Raw genomic sequence first — 15,862 nt, forward strand, 5'->3', positions numbered from 1 at the left:
AGCCTGCGACCTCGTAGAACAAGCGAAATTAGCTGCCCAGTATCGCGTAGCATCGCTTACATGTTGAACCTGGAGCGCCTGCGCACGCTCGACGCACTGGCCCGGCACGGATCGGTCAGCGGCGCCGCGGCCGGGCTGCACGTCACGACGTCGGCCGTCTCGCAGCAGATGACCAAACTGGAGCGCGAGGTGGGTCAGCAGCTTCTGGCCAAGAACGGCCGCGGAGTGCGCCTCACCGATGCCGGACGGCTGCTCGCCGAGCACGCCGCGCGCATCCTCTCGCAGGTGGAACTCGCCCAGTCCGACCTGGAGGAGCAGCGCGGCAAGGCCGTCGGCGAGCTGCGGATCTCCGCGTTCCCCACGGCGATGCGAGGCCTGCTGCCCGCCACGCTCACCGCCCTGCGGGCCGGACACCCCGGCCTGCGCGTCCGCTCCCAGGAGATGGAGCCGCAGAACGGCGTGGCCGCCGTGGTGCGCGGCGACATCGACCTCGCGGTCGTCCTCGACTGGTACAACAAGCCGCTGCCGATGCCCGGAGGTCTGGTCAAGGCGCCCCTCCTGGACGACCCCGCCGATGTCGCCATGCCCGCGGCGCACCCCCTCGCCGACCGTGCGGAGGTGGACCTGGAGGAGTTCGCGGACGACGAGTGGATCGCGTGGGCGGAGGGGGAGTTCTGCCATGAGTGGCTGATGTTCACGCTGCGCGCCAAGGGCATCGAGCCGCGGATCGCGCACCGCGCGGAGGAGCACCACACCCAGCTCGCGATGGTGGCCGCGGGTCTCGGTGTGTGCGTGGCGCCCCAGTTGGGGCGCGATCCGATGCCGGCCGGGGTCAGGACCGTTCCGGTGCGCCACCGGGTGCGCCGGCATGTGTACGTGGTGTGGCGCGCGGACGCCGACCGCCGCCCCTCGATCAGGGCGGCGGTGGAGGCGCTCCAGGTGGCGGGGGCCGGGCTGCGCTAGGGCCGGACCGACAGGATCAAGGGCGGGCCGGCAGATCAGTCAGCTTCCGGAAGTCCCAGGACGTGATCGCCTCGGGGGTGAGCCGGATCCAGGCGTGCTTCCCGTCGTGCGGCATCGAGTCCATCCCGAAGTACTTCTGGGCGAACAGCCGCTCAGGGGCGTCGAGTTCGGGGCAGGGCTCGCCCATGCGCGGCGACTCGGCGACGAAGACCGCCGACCCGGACAGCTCCACGCCCCGCAGCTCCCCGTACTCCACGCCGGAGTCGATCACCACGGCGATCCGCTGATCGCCCCGCAGGTCGGCCCAGCGCTTGCTGCGGGTGATCGAGAACAGCCACAGGGACGTGCCGTCCCAGGCGAACCAGAGCGCGCTGACGTGCGGGGCGCCGTCGCCGGACACGGTCGCGACCCGGCAGGTGCGTTCCGCGCCGAGGTAGGCGTCGAGCTCGTCCGGCGACATCATGATCCTGCGGCCCCGGCGCTGTGTGACGGCCATCGGTCCTCCCGCGCGTGTGGAAAAGGTGGGCACACGAAGGGAACTGACTGAGCGTCAGTTTCTCGCGTCAGGAAAGCATGCGGTCTCTTCCGCCGTGACGCAATGGCGGCTAACCTCCGCGCATCCCGGGCGCAGCCCGCCTCGACCGGCCCGGGCGACCCGGACAGGGGGAGCGATGCCGTCGTACGAACAGCTCAGGGAACTCCTCGATCCCGCCACCACCGTACTGATGACCGTCGAGTGCCAGCAGGGGGTGGTGGGGACGGAGAGCGCGCTGCCCGAACTCGCCGACGAGGCGCGCTCGTCGGGCTGCCTCGCCAATGTCGCGCGGCTCGTCTCCGCCGCCCACCTGGCCGGGGTGCAGGTGATGCATGCCGTCGCCGAACGCCGTCCCGACGGTCGCGGGGCCAACCGCAACGCCCGCCTCTTCCGTGCCGCCGGGCGGCTGCCCGTGCAGCAGCTCTCCGGGACCAGGGCCGTGCGGATCGCGCCGCCCGTCGAGGTGGCCGACGAGGACCTCGTCGTGCGGCGGCTGCACGGCCTTTCGCCCCTCGCCGGCACGGACGCCGACCCGTTGCTGCGCAACCTGGGCTGTCGCACCCTCCTGGTGACCGGTGTGTCGGCGAACGTGGCGATACCGAACGCCGTCTTCGACGCCGTGAACCTCGGCTACACCGCCGTCGTGCCGTCGGACGCCATCGCGGGAGTCCCCTCCGACTATGCACCCGCGATGATCCGCAACACGCTCTCCCTGGTGGCCACCATCGCCACCACCGAGGAGATCCTCTCCACCTGGAAGCGCCCTAGGCCAGCGTGATCGTGTCCCCGTCCACCTTGATCTCGGCGGCGGGCAGCGGTTTCGGTGCCGGGGCGGCCTTCACGCTCCCGTCGGCGATGGAGAACTTGCTGCCGTGACAAGGGCAGTTGATGGTGCCGCCCTCGACACTCGTCACCGGACACTGCTTATGGGTGCAGCGGTTCGAGAAGGCCTTGAAATCACCTTCCGTCGGCTGGGTCACCACCACACCCTGGTCCTTGAAGATCTTGCCGCCGCCCACCGGGATCTCCGACGTCTTGGCGAGCGCGGCCCCGGCGGCTCCCGCCGGGGCATCGGCCTCGGCGGGCGTCTGCTCGTCCACCTGGTCGGAGCCGTAACCGTCGTCGCTCTCACCGCAGGCCGCGAGGGCCGCGGCCAGGCTGACGACACCCGCGGCGGCGACGACCGAACGGCGGGAGGGCGGGCCCATGGATTCCTTCGAAATGGTCATGCCCGGTGGTACGAGACCACGGGCCGCCGTGTTCAAGCGCTCAAGCACTTCTTGCGCGAACCGAGTTCGGACCGGCATTAACCTGGGGCAATGCTCACCGAAGTAACCGCGGTCCGCTACGCGACGCCCCTGCGGGAGGGCGGATCGCTCCCCGGCCTCGTCGAGGCCGTCGACGACGGGGGAACGTACGCGCAGTACGTCATGAAGTTCACCGGGGCCGGACAGGGCCGCAAGACCCTCGTCGCCGAAGTGATCTGCGGCCAGTTGGCGCGCGGCCTCGGCTTCCGGGTGCCGAGCCTGGCGCAGGTCCGGCTCGACCCCGTGCTCGGCCTGGGCGAGCCCGACCAGCAGGTGCAGGAGCTGCTCAAGGCGAGCGGCGGTCTGAACCTGGGGATGGAGTTCCTCTCGGGCGCGCTCGGCTTCGACTCGCTCGCCTTCGACGTCGGCCCCGCCGAGGCCGGCCGTGTCGTGTGGTTCGACGCGCTCATCAACAACGTCGACCGCTCCTGGCGCAATCCGAACATGCTCATGACCGGCGGCGAGCTGTGGCTCATCGACCACGGCGCGAGCATGATCTGGCACCACAACTGGCGTACCGCCGAGACGGCGGCCGCCAAGCCGTACGACGCCTCCGACCACGCCCTCGCGCCCTTCGGCCCCGACGTCGCGTCCGCCGCCGCCGAGCTCGCCCCCCTCGTCACCGAGGAACTGCTCGCCGCCGTCGCGGCCGACGTGCCCGACGCGTGGCTGGTGGACGAGCCGGGCTTCGAGGACCCCGACGCCGTACGCCGCGCCTATGTGACGGCATTGCTGCCGCGCGCCAAGACCATCCACGAGCGGATCCAGCTGCCCCGGCCGCAGCGGAAGGGTGCCACCCAGTGACAGCGACCGAGCGGGACGTCTTCGAGTACGCCCTGGTGCGCGTGGTGCCGCGCGTGGAGCGCGGCGAGCAGTTCAACGCGGGCGTCGTCGTCTACTGCCGGGCGAAGTCCTTCGTGGCCGCCCGCACGCACCTTGACGAGGGCAAGCTGCGGGCGCTGGACCCCGAAGCCGACCTCGACGGCATCCGGGCGGCGCTCGGCGCCGTCGAGCGGATCTGCGCCGGGGGCGAGGCGGCGGGTCAGGCCGAGCGGGACGACGCCGGACGGCGCTTTCGTTGGCTGATCGCCCCGCGCTCGACCGTCGTGCAGCCGGGGCCGGTGCACACGGGCCTGACCGCGGATCCTGCCGCAGAGGTGGACCGACTCCTCGGCCTACTGGTGAGGTAAAGAATCACAGGCCTCGGTGTGCCGTTGACACCGGGTGCCAGGGCTTCTAGCGTCTCGTTCAGCTGAAGGTACTAAGCGGTCGCTCACCATCGGGGCGTACCGTAGAGCCGCATCCCACAGGGCGAGGAGAACCAGCATGTCCACCACTGAGCAGCGCGTCGCGGTCGTGACCGGAGCAGCGCGAGGCATCGGCGCGGCGACCGCCGTGCGTCTGGCCGCCGAAGGCCGCGCCGTCGCGGTGATCGACCTCGACGAGGCCGCCTGCAAGGACACCGTCACGCAGATCACCGCTGCCGGTGGCAAGGCGATCGCCGTCGGCTGCGACGTGTCCGACGAGGCTCAGGTCGAGGCGGCCATCGCCCGGATCGCCGACGAGCTCGGCGCGCCCACGATCCTCGTGAACAACGCCGGTGTGCTCCGCGACAACCTCCTCTTCAAGATGAGCGCGAGCGACTGGGACACGGTCATGAACGTGCACCTGCGCGGCGCCTTCCTGATGTCGAAGGCCTGCCAGAAGCACATGGTGGACGCCAAGTTCGGCCGGATCGTGAACCTCTCCTCGTCCTCCGCGCTCGGCAACCGCGGCCAGGTCAACTACGCCGCGGCCAAGGCGGGCCTGCAGGGCTTCACCAAGACCCTCGCCAAGGAGCTCGGCAAGTTCGGCGTCACCGCCAACTCCGTGGCCCCCGGCTTCATCGTCACCGAGATGACCAAGGCCACCGCCGACCGCGTCGGCATGGGCTTCGAGGACTTCCAGGCCGCGGCCGCCACCCAGATCCCGGTGCAGCGCGTCGGCCGCCCCGACGACATCGCCAACGCCATCGCCTTCTTCACGGGCGACGCGGCGGGCTTCGTCTCGGGTCAGGTCATGTACGTGGCCGGCGGCCCGCTCAACTAGTTCGGTTCCGGTGGTCCGGTTCGGAGGGATGCGGAGATGACAGTGCAGGACAGCGGAAAGGCCGCGCTCATCACGGGCGCCAGCCGCGGGATCGGCTACGGCATCGCGGAGGCGCTCGTCGCCCGCGGTGACCGTGTGTGCATCACGGGACGCAACGAGGACGCGCTCAAGGAGGCCGTCGAGAAGCTCGGCGCCGACCGCGTCATCGGCGTCGCGGGCAAGGCCCACGACGAGGCCCACCAGGCGGTCGCCGTGGAGCGCGCCATGGAGGCCTTCGGGCGGGTCGACTTCTTGATCAACAACGCCGGCACGAACCCGGTGTTCGGGCCGATGGCGGAGCTCGACCTCAATGTGGCACGGAAGGTCTTCGAGACCAACGTGATCTCGGCGCTCGGCTTCGCCCAGCAGACCTGGAAGGCCTGGCAGAGCGAGAACGGCGGCGCGATCGTGAACATCGCCTCCGTCGCGGGCGTCGCCCCCTCGCCGTTCATCGGCGCGTACGGCATGAGCAAGGCCGCCATGGTCAACCTCACCCTGCAGCTCGCGCACGAGTTCGCGCCGAAGGTGCGGGTCAACTCGATCGCGCCCGCCGTGGTCAAGACCAAGTTCGCCCAGGCGCTCTACGAGGGCCGCGAGGCGGAGGCCGCAGCCGCGTACCCCTTGGGGCGGCTGGGTGTGCCGGAGGACATCGGGGGCGCGGCCGCGTTCCTCACGTCCGGTCAGTCGGACTGGATCACGGGACAGACACTCGTGGTCGATGGCGGCATCTTCCTCAATGCGGGCGTCAGCTGACGAAGCCCCGGCAATCGCCAGGTACGCCATCCAAAAGGGACGTACACCCGCATCAAGTGCCCCGTCGGCGCCGCAAGTTGGCCCGGCGGGGCATTGCGATATTGTCTCCCGACCCATGGCATGGCCGATCGAGGAGCGTGCGCGTGTTCAGTGAAGTTCGCCTGGTGGCGGCGGCGGGTCTCCGTGGCCTGGCCGGGCTGCCCCACCGGGGCCTGCGGCCGGCCGCGGCGCTGGTGTCCCTGTCCCTCCTCTCGGGATGCGGAATCTTCTCGTCGGACGAGTCCGACGAGGAACAGAAGATCACCGTCGGCACCATGAGTGCTCCCAGCACCCTCGATCCGGCCGCTGCCTGGGACAGTTCCTGGGAGCTGTACCGCAACGTCTTCCAGACGCTCCTCAGCTTCCCCAGCGGGGCGGCCGAGCCCGAGCCCGACGCGGCCGAGTCCTGCAAGTTCGCCGACGCGACGAACACCGTCTTCACCTGCGAACTGCGCGAGGACCTCAAGTTCTCCGACGGCCACGCGCTCGACGCCAAGGCGGTCAAGTACACCTTCGACCGTATGCGGCGCATCGACGTGAAGGGCGGGCCGGCAGGTCTGCTCGGGTCGCTCGACTCGGTCGAGACGAAGGGTGACCGCACGGTCACGTTCCGGCTCAAGAAGCCGGACGCCACCTTCCCGTTCGTGCTCTCCACGCCCGCCATGTCGATCGTCGACCCGCGCGAGTACCCGGCGGACAAGCTCCGCGAGGGCTCGTCCATCGCGGGCTCGGGACCGTACGCCCTGGAGTCGTACAAGGCAGGTGAGCGGGCGGAGCTGGTCAAGAACACGAACTACAAGGGCGCGGCCGACCGCAAGAACGACGCCGTCACGATCCGTTACTTCAAGAAGTCGGCCACCATGGTCGAGGCCCTGAAGAACAAGCAGATCGACGTCACCTTCCGCGGACTCGCGGCCACGGACATCGTCGACATGCAGGCCAACAAGCACGCGCGTGAGGGAATCCAGCTCGTGGAGGGCTCGGGCACCGAGATCCGCTACCTGGTGTTCAACCCCGACGACCCGTGGGCCAAGAAGAAGCCGGTCCGCCAGGCCTTCGCCCAGGTCATCGACCGTCCGGCCATCGCCCACAAGATCTACCAGGACACCGTCGAGCCGCTGTACTCGATGGTTCCCCAGGGGCTCACCGGGCACGGCACGGGCTTCTTCGACGACTACGGGAACCCCAGCGACAGCAAGGCCGCCAACATCCTCAAGGGTGCGGGCATCAACGAACCCGTGCCGCTCACGCTCTGGTACACCACCGACCGCTACGGCTCGGCGACCGCCGGGGAGTTCGAGGAGATCAAGCGGCAGCTGGAGGACTCGGGACTCTTCAAGATCACGCTCAAGAGCCGTCCCTGGACCGAGTTCGACGCCGGCACCAAGAAGCGCGAGTACCCGGTCTTCGGCCGTGGCTGGTTCCCCGACTTCCCCGACGCGGAGAACTTCATCGCGCCGTTCATCGGCGAGAAGAACGTGCTCAACACGCCCTACCCGGCACCGGAGATCACCGACGAGGTGCTGCCGCGCTCGCGCCGCGAGGCCGACCGGGGCGCGGTGGCCGACGACTTCGAGAGGGCCCAGAAGCTCCTCGTCGACGACGCGCGGCTGCTGCCGCTGTGGCAGGGCAAGCAGTACATCATGGCGAGCGAGGAGATCGCGGGCGGCGAGCGCGCCCTGGACCCCTCGGCGATCATGATGATGTGGGAGCTGGAGCGCAAGACCAGCTGGTAGCCGGTCGCGGGAGTGCGCAGCGCGCTCGGGCAGCGGGCAGCGAAGTGATTGTCAGTGGTCGCCGGTAGGTTCTGTGGTGAGAAGTGACCGCACACCGGAGGTTGTTGACGTGACGGACCCCTTGAACGCAGCCATGCTGCCCGCGTCCTGGCGCGGAGTCCTCGGCGAGGAGCTGCAGAAGCCCTACTTCAAGGAGCTCACCGAGTTCGTCGAGCAACAGCGGGAGCAGGGCCCCGTCTACCCTCCGCGTGACGAGGTGTTCGCCGCGCTCGACGCGACGCCGTACGACCAGGTCAAGGTGCTTGTCCTCGGCCAGGACCCGTACCACGGGGAGGGGCAGGGGCACGGCCTCTGCTTCTCCGTGCGGCCCGGCGTGAAGACTCCGCCCTCGCTGCGGAACATCTACAAGGAGATGAAGGAGGAGCTCGGCCACCCCGTGCCGGACAACGGCTATCTGATGCCGTGGGCCCAGCAGGGCGTCCTGCTGTTGAACGCGGTGCTCACGGTCCGCGCCGGAGAGGCCAACTCCCACAAGGGCAAGGGCTGGGAGAAGTTCACCGACGCGGTGATCCGCGCGGTCGCCGACCGCCCGGACCCCGCTGTCTTCGTCCTGTGGGGCAACTACGCCCAGAAGAAGCTGCCCCTCATCGACGAGGAGCGGCACGTGGTCGTGAAGGGCGCGCACCCCTCGCCGCTCTCCGCGAAGAAGTTCTTCGGCTCGCGCCCCTTCACGCAGATCGACGAGGCGGTGGCGGCGCAGGGACACGAGCCGATCGACTGGCGGATTCCGAACCTGGGCTGAGTTCAGTTGATCTCGTAGGTGAGGGTGTACGGGACGGTGGTCTCGCCATGTCGTGCGGTGAACGCGCCGGTGCCGGTGAGGCCCGTCAACTCCCCTGATCCCGAGCCGGGTTGCACGGTCAGGGTGCAGGTGATGGTGCCGTCGGCGCCGAACGAGCCGCGCTGCTCCAGGACGAAGGAGCCCGCGCGGCCGTCGACGGTTCCTTCGATGAACTCGTAGCCCACGAAGGCGCCGGTGGTCTCGTCGGTGTACACGAGCGTGTACTCGCACGAGGTGCCGGTGGCCTCGATGGCGCCGGTGAAGTCATTGGTCACGGCGGCGTGCGCGATGCGGGCGCCGCCTTCGGCTCCGGCGACCGGCTTCTCGTCCCAGTGCGAGAAGGTGAAGGTGCCAGTGGCTGTTGTCGTGGTGGTGGCTGAGGTTGCGGGTGTGGCGGTGGCTGCGGTCGATGTGTTCGTCGTCATGTGAGAAGCCTGTCACCGGTACCTGACACCTTCTGTCAGGTACCGGTGCAGACTTGATTCCATGCGCGCCGACCGTCTTCTCGCCCTGCTTCTGCTGCTCCAGAACCGGGGGCGCATGACCGCGCCCGAGCTCGCCGGGGAGCTAGAGGTCTCGGTGCGGACCGTCTACCGGGATGTAGAGGCTCTCGCCGCATCCGGTGTGCCCGTCTATGCCGAGCGGGGTCCGGCGGGCGGCTTCCGGCTGATGGACGGCTACCGCACCCGGCTGACCGGCCTCACCGACGACGAGGCCGACTCCCTCGCCCTCGCCGGGATGCCGGCCGCCGCCGCTGATCTGGGCCTCGGGGCCGAACTGGTCACCGCGCAGCTCAAGTTGGGGGCGGCGCTTCCGGCCGGGCTCGGGGAGCGGTCGCGCCGGATCCAGGAGCGTTTCCACCTGGACGCGGAGGGCTGGTTCCGCGCGGCCGATCCGGCGCCGCTGCTGTCCGTGGTCGCCGACGCCGTGTGGCGGCAACGTGTGCTGCGGGCGCACTACCGGCGGTGGGGCGGCGAAGTGCGGCGCGCACTGCACCCCTTGGGGCTCGTGCTCAAGGCGGGCAACTGGTATCTGGTGGCGGCCGCCGACGGCACCGTACGCACCTACCGGGTCTCACGGTTCCTGGAGGTGACGGCGACGGACGAGGACTCCGAGCGGCCCGCCGGGTTCGATCTGGCCGCCTACTGGGAGAGCGCGTCACGCGACCTGCAGGCGCGTGTGCTGCAGGGGACGGCGCGGGTGCGGGTGACGCCGGCGGGGCTTCGGCTGCTGCCCGCGATGTTCGGGGCGGCGGGGACACGGGCCGTGGAGGCGGCGGGCGAGCCGGACGCGGCGGGCCGGAGGGTGGTCGATCTGGAGGTCGAGACACTGCCCGTCGCCGTGAGTGACCTGATCAGGCTCGGCCTGGAGGCGGAGGTGCTCGGCCCGCCCGAACTGCGCGCCGAGGTGGCGAGGACCGTCACCGGGCTGGCCCAGCGGTATGCGTGAGCGCCTCGCGGCCGATCGCGCCTGACCGTGATTGTCAGTGGGGGCGGCTAGCGTCGAGAGCGGTGGGCACGATGGGCACGATGGGCGTACGAGTGTGGAGGACCCGGTGGCGGAGCAGCAGGAGCAGGCGGCGGAAGACGCCATGATGACCCGGATCGGGCAGGCGGTCATGCTGCACCACGGGGGTGACCGTGAGGAGGCGCAGGACCGCTTCCTCGGTCTGTGGTCGGAGATCGGCGAGGAGGGCGACCCGCTGCACCGCTGCACGCTGGCGCACTACATGGCGGACACGCAGGAGGACCCCTCGGACGAACTGGCCTGGGACTTGCGGGCGTTGTCGGCGGCGGACGAGCTCACGGACGAGCGCCTGCACGAGCACCACGACTCCATCGCGGTCCGCGGTTTCTACCCCTCGCTGCACCTGAACCTGGCGGCGGACTACGCGAAGCTGGGGCGCCCCGAGGCGGCGCGCAACCACATCCGGCGGGCGCGCGGGGCGGTCGGCGCCCTGGGGGACGACGGGTACGGGGACGGGGTCAGGGCGGCCATCGGGAGGCTGGAGCTGCAGTTGGGGGAGGGCAGCGAGGTCGAGTGAGTGCTCCGGGTGTGTGAGGGTCAACGCCCGTAAGCGTTCTGGCAGATGACGGCTTCGGGGCTGTCCGGCTGCCAGTCGCCGTACTGCTTGCCGAGGGCGCAGAGGTCCGCGACCGTGGACGCGGCGGCGGTGGGCAGGGCGGCCGGTTCGGCGGCCTTGGGCCGCGGGGCGCGGCGCTGCGGGGGCAGGTCCGAGGGGCGCGCGCGATCGGCCGTACGGGGCTGTGCGGCGGGGACGGTCGGTGCGGTGCCGGTGGCGCGGGGCGCCGGGGCGCGCGGGGTCTCGATGAGCTCCAGTGCTTCACGGGCGGGGGCTTCCACGACGCGCGGGCGGGAGTTGCCGTCGGCGCGGGGTGCCGGGGGCGGGGCGCTCGCGGCGGACGGTCCGGGCACGGGGTGCCGCTCGACGCTCACACAGCCCGAGACGGCGGTGACCGCCACGGAGGCCAGGAGTGTGGCGGTGGTCGTGGTTCGGTGCATTCGCGCAACTCTGAGGGGTGGGGGGTGCTTTCGGCGAGGGAACGAGGGGAAGTTGGCCCGCATGGGTGAGTGCGCGCGTCTCCGGCCGGCGGGGGAGCAGGGCGCGGGGCTCTGGGCCGTGGGCCGGGCATGGATGAGACGGTGGGCCTGCGCCGGCTTCTTCTCGACCGCCCACCCGATGGCCGACGGGTTCTGGCGCGCTCTGTGGGAAGCGGGGTTCAGTGAGGCCACGGTGGCGGGTGGCCCGGTTTCATGCCTTCGGGAACATTCCCCGCAGTAGCTCCGTGAGGCCTGTCCGCAGGGTCTGCTCGCTCGGGGGCGATGTGCGGTACGAGCCTGCCGCGTGGGCGAACAGCAGACCTTCGCTCCACGCCACCAGCGACAGCGCGTGTCGCTCCGGGGCCGGTGAGTCCAGGGTGCGCATCAGGGTGACCAAGGGCTCCGTGAAGCGTGACCCTGTGGCGTCGTAGAAAGCGCGTAGCTCTGGCCGGCGGGTGGCTTCCAGGGCCAGTTCATAGCGGGCGATCAAGAGGTCGCGGTGGTCGTCCGTCAGGTAGCGGTGCAGCGCCTGGGCGAGGGTCACGATCACGGACTCGAGGCTTCCGTGGCCCTCCGGCCCCGAATGCGCCGGGTCCGGCAGGCCCAGCACCTCGGCCTCCCGGTCCGCCAGCCTCCGTACCGCCGCCTCCAGAAGCGCGAGCCGCGTGCGCGCGTGGTTCGAGGTCGATCCCTGCGGGAGCCCAGCGGCCTCGTCCACCGCCCGGTGCGTCAGCCCTCGCATGCCTCGCTCGGAGAGCAGGGCGAGTGCCGTGTCAGCGAGCAGTTCGGTGCGGGGGGTGAGGGGGATGCGCGCGGTGGGCGTCGTGCGTGTGGTGGGTGCGGGCATACGGCCACCCTAGCCGCCTTCACTACAGGTGTAGTACCTTCGGTGTGTCATCCACTACAGCTGTAGTTGCGCGGTATGTGAGCGCGTTCGTGAGCGCGAGTACGAGGAGCAGAGTCATGGCACAGCCCCAGCAGCCTCAGCAGCCCAGGCGGCCCCGTCAGCCCTCCCGCCGCCCCAAGCCCCACGCCGTCGTCATCGGCGGAGGCATCGGTGGCCTCACCTCTGCCATCGCCCTGCACCTGTCGGGCTGGCGGGTCACCGTCCTGGAGAAGGCCGCCACCCTGGAGCCCGTCGGCTCCGGAATCGGGCTCGCGCCCAACTCCCAGCGCGCCCTGGACGTCCTCGGGCTCGGTGACCGGGTCCGCGCCCTCGCCGCCTGGGAGGGCGGCGGCGGCATGCGCGCGCAGGACGGGCGCTGGCTCGTGCGGACATCCGCGGCGGCGACCGCCGCGGAGTTCGGCGGCGCGCTGGTCCTCGTCCATCGCGCCACCCTCGTCGACCTGCTCGTCACCGCGCTGCCCGCGGACGCGCTGCGCACCGGGGTGCGGGCCGAGCTCGCCGATCCGGGGGCGGCGGACCGCAGGGCCGTCGTCCGTACCGACGGCGGAGACATCGAGGCGGACCTCGTGGTCGGCGCCGACGGCATCAACTCGGCCGTGCGCACGGCCCTGTTCCCGGCTCACGCGCAGCCGACGTACGCCGGGTTCACCGCCTGGCGCCTGGTGGTCCCCGCGCCCGGCCGCCCCTTCGAGCCGCACGAGACCTGGGGTCACGGCGGTGTCTGGGGCACCCATCCGCTCAAGGACGGCAGGATCTACGCGTACGCCACCGCCACCGTCCCCGAGGGCGGCCACAGCCCCGACGGCGAGCAGGCCGGATTGGCGCGCCGCTTCGCCGACTGGCACGACCCGATCCCCGAGATCATCGCCGGCGCGCGCCCCGAGGACATCCTGCGCAACGACGTGCGCCACATGACCACGCCCCTCGCCCACCACCACCGCGGCAGGGTCGTCCTCATCGGCGACGCCGCGCACGCCATGGCGCCCACGCTGGCCCAGGGCGGCAACCAGGCCATCGAGGACGCGGTCGTCCTGGCCCACCACGCGGAACCGGGAGGCGACCTGGCCGCCGGGCTTGCCCGGCACAGCGCGGCACGGGTGCCGCGCACCACGGCGATCGTCCGGCAGGCGGCGCGTGCGGCCCGCATGAACCACCTGACGAGCGCCCCGCTCATCGCCGTACGCAACGAGGTCATCGCCGCCGCCGGGCGCCTCGGCCCGAACCTGATCCTGCGGAGCTTCGCCTCCATCGCCGACTGGCGGCCGCCGCAGCAGCCGTATGCTGCGGGAGCGGAACTCGCACAGCGTTAGCGAAGACAAAGGGGACAGTGGTGAAGGTCGGCTGTATCGGACTTGGTGACATCGCACAGAAGGCGTACCTGCCTGTGCTCACCACCCTGCCGGGGGTCGAGCTGCACCTGCAGACGCGCACGCCCGCGACCCTGGCCCGCGTCGCGGGCACCCACCACATCCCCGAGGCGCGCTGCCACACCGACCTGGACGCGCTGCTCGCCCAGGGCCTCGACGCCGCCTTCGTGCACGCCTCGACCGCCGCTCACCCGGAGATCGTGACGCGGCTGCTCGAAGCGGGCGTGGCCACCTATGTCGACAAGCCCCTGGCGTACGAACTCGCCGACTCGCAGCGGCTCGTGCGCCTGGCCGAGGAGCGCGGGGTCAGTCTCGCCGTCGGCTTCAACCGCCGCTTCGCGCCCGGTTACGCGCAGTGCGTCGAGCACCCGCGCGAGCTGATCCTGATGCAGAAGAACCGCGTCGGTCTGCCCGAGGACGTGCGCACGCTCGTCCTGGACGACTTCATCCACGTCGTGGACACCCTGCGCTTCCTGGCGCCGGGGCCGATCGACCACGTCGGCGTGCGCGCCCGCATCCAGGACGGGCTCATGGAGCATGTCGTGCTGCAGCTCGCGGGGGACGGGTTCACCGCGCTCGGCGTGATGAACCGGCTGAGCGGCTCCACCGAGGAGATCCTCGAGGTGTCCGGTCAGGACACCAAGCGCCAGGTGATCAACCTCGCCGAGGTCGTCGACCACAAGGGCCAGCCCAGCGTGCGGCGGCGCGGTGACTGGGTGCCAGTGGCCCGGCAGCGCGGCATCGAGCAGGTGGTGCTCGCCTTCCTCGACGCCGTGCGGGCGGGGAAGGTGCTCAGCGCCCGGGATGCGCTGGCGACCCATGAGCTGTGCGAGCGTGTGGTCCGTGCGGCTCAGGAGCAGGCCGCCTGAGGCGACCCTTCGCGGGCCTTCGCAGGGCCCGCACGCCCTCGGCCGCGCACAGCACCGCGAGCACGGCCAGGGCCGTGTGCACGGGCCAGTCGCCCAGCCTGACGTACGGCGTGACGCCCTCGGCCAGCGGAATGTCGTACGTCGACGTGGCGCTCGCCGAGGTGCCGAGCGGTGCTCCGACCCGCTCGCCGCCCGCGCCGTACACCGCGGAGACGCCGGTGAGCGTGGCGTGCACCATGGGGCGGCCGGTCTCGGCGGCCCGCACCGCCGCGAGCGACGCGTGCTGCTCGGGCGCCCAACTGGACTGGAACGTCGAGGTGGACGACTGCGCAAGCAGCAACTGGGCGCCCTCACGCGTCAGATGACGGCTCATGTCGGGGAACGCCGACTCGAAGCACACCAGCGGGCCGACCTTCAGGCCGCCTCCCACGTCCATCACCACCGGACGCTCGCCGCGCCTGCGGTCCTCGCCCGCCGCCTTGCCCACGGATGTCGCCCAGCCGAGGAGCGAACGGGCGGGGACGTACTCGCCGAAGGGGACGAGCCGCATCTTGTCGTAGCGGTCGCCGGTCGGGCCCTCGGGGCCCACCAGGACGGAGCTCTTGAAGATGCCGGGCCGGTCGGAGCGGCGCGCGTCCACGTTCACCAGGATGTCCGCGCCGACCTCCCGGGACAGCGCGGCTATCCGCCGAGCGACGTCGGGGCGCTCCGCGAGGTCGTACCCGACGCTGCTCTCGCCCCAAACGACGAGGTCCAGGTCCTGCCCCGCCAGGCCGCGGGTCAGCTCCTCCTCGCGCGCGAGGCGCTTGTCGGGGCCTCCCACCCCGTCGATGACGCCCGGCTGGACGACGGCCACGCGCATCCCGCCCGCGGCTTCGGGGCGCGGCGCCCACGCCCAGGCGGAGGTGGTCACGGCGGCCACCGCCACGAGGCCGGCGGTGGCGGGGATGACCCTGGCGACGGAGGTGCGGGCCGTCCCCGGCGAGCGGACGGCGTGGACCGGGCCGAGCGCCACGACGAGCGCCGCGACGGCGGTGTTCATGGCCACGAGCAGGGCGCTGACCAGCCACACCCCGCCCACCGACATCAGCCGCAGGGCGGGTTCGACCTGCCACTGACTGGAGCCGAGCAGCCCCCACGGGCCGCCGAGTCCCTCCCACGACCTGACCAGTTCCACCATCAGCCAGCCGGACGGCAGGACGACCAGCGCGGCCGCGGTCCGCCCCGGTGTGAGAACCCCGCCGAGCAGGCGCCGCACGAGCCAGCCCCACGGCGCCCACAACAGGCCGAGGAGCGCGGCGATGACGAGGGTGAACACGTGGAGGCTCGGCAGCAGCCAGTGATGCACCGCCACCATGAACCCGAGGCCGCCGAGCCATCCGTCGATCGCCGCCCTGCGACCCGTGCCCGCCGAGCGCGCCAGCACGATCCAGGGCACGAGCGCGACGTAGGCGAACCACCACAACGAGGGTGCGGGGAACGCGAGGGCCGGAAGCGCGCCGGCGGCGACGGCGATGACGCCACGCCAGCGGGCCGACGCCGGCAGCCCCGCCGCCGAAGCGGCCGTGAGGCGTGGCTGCCGTGGGTTCCGCTCGTCGCGTGGTGGTTCCATGCAGCGCCTCCCTCGGTCCCCGACGCCCGGTCGTCCCTCCAGTGTGCGCGCCCCGGACGATCTAGGACAGTGCGCCTGCCACGCGTTTTCCGGGCTGTTCCCCCGGCCGCTTCCCGGTTCGTCCCCTAGGGCCCTTCTGACGGATCTCCGTGGCGTCGCGACGCCCGGCACGCACTCTCGCCGCACGGCGCAAAGGGACAGGTGGCTCCGCCACATGACCCTTCACACCGCGCGCCGAGCGCAC

18 protein-coding genes are annotated in these 15,862 nt (G+C 71.3%); 12 read left to right on the forward strand and 6 right to left on the reverse strand.

The genetic code is table 11. The annotated features are described in order from the left end of the window. Positions 1 to 60: 60 nt before the first annotated feature. Positions 61 to 963: a LysR family transcriptional regulator gene (locus AB0I66_RS42585; protein WP_363213483.1), complete on the forward strand. Its 903-nt coding sequence runs from the start codon at positions 61 to 63 to the stop codon at positions 961 to 963. 16 nt (positions 964 to 979) lie between these two features. Here AB0I66_RS42585 and AB0I66_RS42590 read toward each other — a convergent pair whose 3' ends face one another. Then, positions 980 to 1,459: a pyridoxamine 5'-phosphate oxidase family protein gene (locus tag AB0I66_RS42590; RefSeq protein ID WP_363213484.1), complete on the reverse strand. Its 480-nt coding sequence runs from the start codon at positions 1,457 to 1,459 to the stop codon at positions 980 to 982. 175 nt (positions 1,460 to 1,634) lie between these two features. Between AB0I66_RS42590 and AB0I66_RS42595 the strand changes: the two genes are divergently transcribed. Then, positions 1,635 to 2,276: a cysteine hydrolase gene (locus tag AB0I66_RS42595; protein ID WP_363213485.1), complete on the forward strand. Its 642-nt coding sequence runs from the start codon at positions 1,635 to 1,637 to the stop codon at positions 2,274 to 2,276. On the opposite strand, the gene AB0I66_RS42600 is transcribed toward AB0I66_RS42595, so the two are convergent. After that, entirely contained in the window at positions 2,263 to 2,727 is a 465-nt protein-coding gene (locus AB0I66_RS42600) for a Rieske (2Fe-2S) protein (RefSeq protein WP_363213486.1), read from the reverse strand. The genes AB0I66_RS42595 and AB0I66_RS42600 overlap by 14 nt on opposite strands. Positions 2,728 to 2,817: 90 nt before the next feature. On the opposite strand from AB0I66_RS42600, the gene AB0I66_RS42605 reads away from it, so the two are divergent. From AB0I66_RS42605 to ung, 6 genes are all read left to right on the forward strand, one after another. Beyond that, positions 2,818 to 3,609, forward strand: a complete 792-nt coding sequence (locus tag AB0I66_RS42605) for a HipA family kinase (RefSeq protein WP_363213487.1) — start codon at positions 2,818 to 2,820, stop codon at positions 3,607 to 3,609. After that, on the forward strand, positions 3,606 to 3,995 hold the full coding sequence (locus AB0I66_RS42610) for a DUF3037 domain-containing protein (RefSeq protein WP_363213488.1): 390 nt from the start codon (positions 3,606 to 3,608) through the stop codon (positions 3,993 to 3,995). Before AB0I66_RS42605 ends, AB0I66_RS42610 begins: the two co-directional genes overlap by 4 nt. 136 nt (positions 3,996 to 4,131) lie before the next feature. Next, positions 4,132 to 4,893: a 3-oxoacyl-ACP reductase FabG gene (fabG, locus tag AB0I66_RS42615; RefSeq protein ID WP_363213489.1), complete on the forward strand. Its 762-nt coding sequence runs from the start codon at positions 4,132 to 4,134 to the stop codon at positions 4,891 to 4,893. Positions 4,894 to 4,929: 36 nt separating this feature from the next. Continuing rightward, positions 4,930 to 5,685, forward strand: coding sequence for an SDR family oxidoreductase (locus AB0I66_RS42620; protein ID WP_363213490.1), 756 nt, complete (start codon positions 4,930 to 4,932; stop codon positions 5,683 to 5,685). 197 nt (positions 5,686 to 5,882) lie between these two features. Continuing rightward, positions 5,883 to 7,460 (forward strand): ABC transporter substrate-binding protein, encoded by a 1,578-nt coding sequence (locus AB0I66_RS42625; RefSeq protein WP_363213501.1) that lies wholly within the window; start codon positions 5,883 to 5,885, stop codon positions 7,458 to 7,460. Positions 7,461 to 7,593: 133 nt separating this feature from the next. Next, on the forward strand, positions 7,594 to 8,262 hold the full coding sequence (gene ung / locus AB0I66_RS42630; RefSeq protein WP_363213502.1) for a uracil-DNA glycosylase: 669 nt from the start codon (positions 7,594 to 7,596) through the stop codon (positions 8,260 to 8,262). Between the two features lie 2 nt (positions 8,263 to 8,264). Here ung and AB0I66_RS42635 read toward each other — a convergent pair whose 3' ends face one another. Next, positions 8,265 to 8,726, reverse strand: a complete 462-nt coding sequence (locus AB0I66_RS42635; protein ID WP_363213491.1) for a DUF3224 domain-containing protein — start codon at positions 8,724 to 8,726, stop codon at positions 8,265 to 8,267. A 61-nt stretch (positions 8,727 to 8,787) separates the two neighbouring features. Between AB0I66_RS42635 and AB0I66_RS42640 the strand changes: the two genes are divergently transcribed. After that, on the forward strand, positions 8,788 to 9,750 hold the full coding sequence (locus AB0I66_RS42640; protein WP_363213492.1) for a transcriptional regulator: 963 nt from the start codon (positions 8,788 to 8,790) through the stop codon (positions 9,748 to 9,750). Positions 9,751 to 9,856: 106 nt separating this feature from the next. Next, the gene (locus AB0I66_RS42645) at positions 9,857 to 10,345 is read left to right on the forward strand and encodes a hypothetical protein (protein WP_363213493.1); all 489 of its coding nucleotides are present in this window, start codon (positions 9,857 to 9,859) and stop codon (positions 10,343 to 10,345) included. A 20-nt stretch (positions 10,346 to 10,365) separates the two neighbouring features. On the opposite strand, the gene AB0I66_RS42650 is transcribed toward AB0I66_RS42645, so the two are convergent. Then, a complete protein-coding gene (locus tag AB0I66_RS42650; protein ID WP_363213494.1) occupies positions 10,366 to 10,824 on the reverse strand; it encodes a hypothetical protein in 459 nt (152 codons plus the stop codon). A 250-nt stretch (positions 10,825 to 11,074) separates the two neighbouring features. Continuing rightward, positions 11,075 to 11,710 (reverse strand): TetR/AcrR family transcriptional regulator, encoded by a 636-nt coding sequence (locus AB0I66_RS42655; protein ID WP_363213495.1) that lies wholly within the window; start codon positions 11,708 to 11,710, stop codon positions 11,075 to 11,077. 116 nt (positions 11,711 to 11,826) lie between these two features. On the opposite strand from AB0I66_RS42655, the gene AB0I66_RS42660 reads away from it, so the two are divergent. Then, entirely contained in the window at positions 11,827 to 13,080 is a 1,254-nt protein-coding gene (locus AB0I66_RS42660) for an FAD-dependent monooxygenase (protein ID WP_363213496.1), read from the forward strand. Between the two features lie 20 nt (positions 13,081 to 13,100). Next, complete coding sequence (locus AB0I66_RS42665) at positions 13,101 to 14,006, forward strand: Gfo/Idh/MocA family oxidoreductase (RefSeq protein WP_363213497.1); 906 nt, start codon at positions 13,101 to 13,103, stop codon at positions 14,004 to 14,006. Here the strand turns inward: AB0I66_RS42665 and lnt are convergent. After that, positions 13,930 to 15,618 (reverse strand): apolipoprotein N-acyltransferase, encoded by a 1,689-nt coding sequence (gene lnt / locus AB0I66_RS42670; RefSeq protein WP_363213498.1) that lies wholly within the window; start codon positions 15,616 to 15,618, stop codon positions 13,930 to 13,932. The genes AB0I66_RS42665 and lnt overlap by 77 nt on opposite strands. Positions 15,619 to 15,862: the final 244 nt, after the last annotated feature.

The sequence above is a fragment of the Streptomyces sp. NPDC050439 genome (assembly GCF_040655335.1).
Classification (GTDB): Bacteria; Actinomycetota; Actinomycetes; order Streptomycetales; family Streptomycetaceae; genus Streptomyces.

What these genes read in the sequence shown, in the direction of transcription:
- AB0I66_RS42620 (WP_363213490.1), top strand. Translation starts at nt 4,930, where the DNA reads ATGACAGTGCAGGACAGCGGAAAGGCCGCGCTCATCACGGGCGCCAGC.
- fabG (WP_363213489.1), top strand. Translation starts at nt 4,132, where the DNA reads ATGTCCACCACTGAGCAGCGCGTCGCGGTCGTGACCGGAGCAGCGCGA.
- AB0I66_RS42600 (WP_363213486.1), bottom strand. Translation starts at nt 2,727, where the DNA reads ATGACCATTTCGAAGGAATCCATGGGCCCGCCCTCCCGCCGTTCGGTC.
- AB0I66_RS42650 (WP_363213494.1), bottom strand. Translation starts at nt 10,824, where the DNA reads ATGCACCGAACCACGACCACCGCCACACTCCTGGCCTCCGTGGCGGTC.
- AB0I66_RS42590 (WP_363213484.1), bottom strand. Translation starts at nt 1,459, where the DNA reads ATGGCCGTCACACAGCGCCGGGGCCGCAGGATCATGATGTCGCCGGAC.
- AB0I66_RS42655 (WP_363213495.1), bottom strand. Translation starts at nt 11,710, where the DNA reads ATGCCCGCACCCACCACACGCACGACGCCCACCGCGCGCATCCCCCTC.
- AB0I66_RS42585 (WP_363213483.1), top strand. Translation starts at nt 61, where the DNA reads ATGTTGAACCTGGAGCGCCTGCGCACGCTCGACGCACTGGCCCGGCAC.
- AB0I66_RS42640 (WP_363213492.1), top strand. Translation starts at nt 8,788, where the DNA reads ATGCGCGCCGACCGTCTTCTCGCCCTGCTTCTGCTGCTCCAGAACCGG.
- AB0I66_RS42635 (WP_363213491.1), bottom strand. Translation starts at nt 8,726, where the DNA reads ATGACGACGAACACATCGACCGCAGCCACCGCCACACCCGCAACCTCA.
- AB0I66_RS42595 (WP_363213485.1), top strand. Translation starts at nt 1,635, where the DNA reads ATGCCGTCGTACGAACAGCTCAGGGAACTCCTCGATCCCGCCACCACC.
- lnt (WP_363213498.1), bottom strand. Translation starts at nt 15,618, where the DNA reads ATGGAACCACCACGCGACGAGCGGAACCCACGGCAGCCACGCCTCACG.
- AB0I66_RS42660 (WP_363213496.1), top strand. Translation starts at nt 11,827, where the DNA reads ATGGCACAGCCCCAGCAGCCTCAGCAGCCCAGGCGGCCCCGTCAGCCC.
- AB0I66_RS42605 (WP_363213487.1), top strand. Translation starts at nt 2,818, where the DNA reads ATGCTCACCGAAGTAACCGCGGTCCGCTACGCGACGCCCCTGCGGGAG.
- ung (WP_363213502.1), top strand. Translation starts at nt 7,594, where the DNA reads ATGCTGCCCGCGTCCTGGCGCGGAGTCCTCGGCGAGGAGCTGCAGAAG.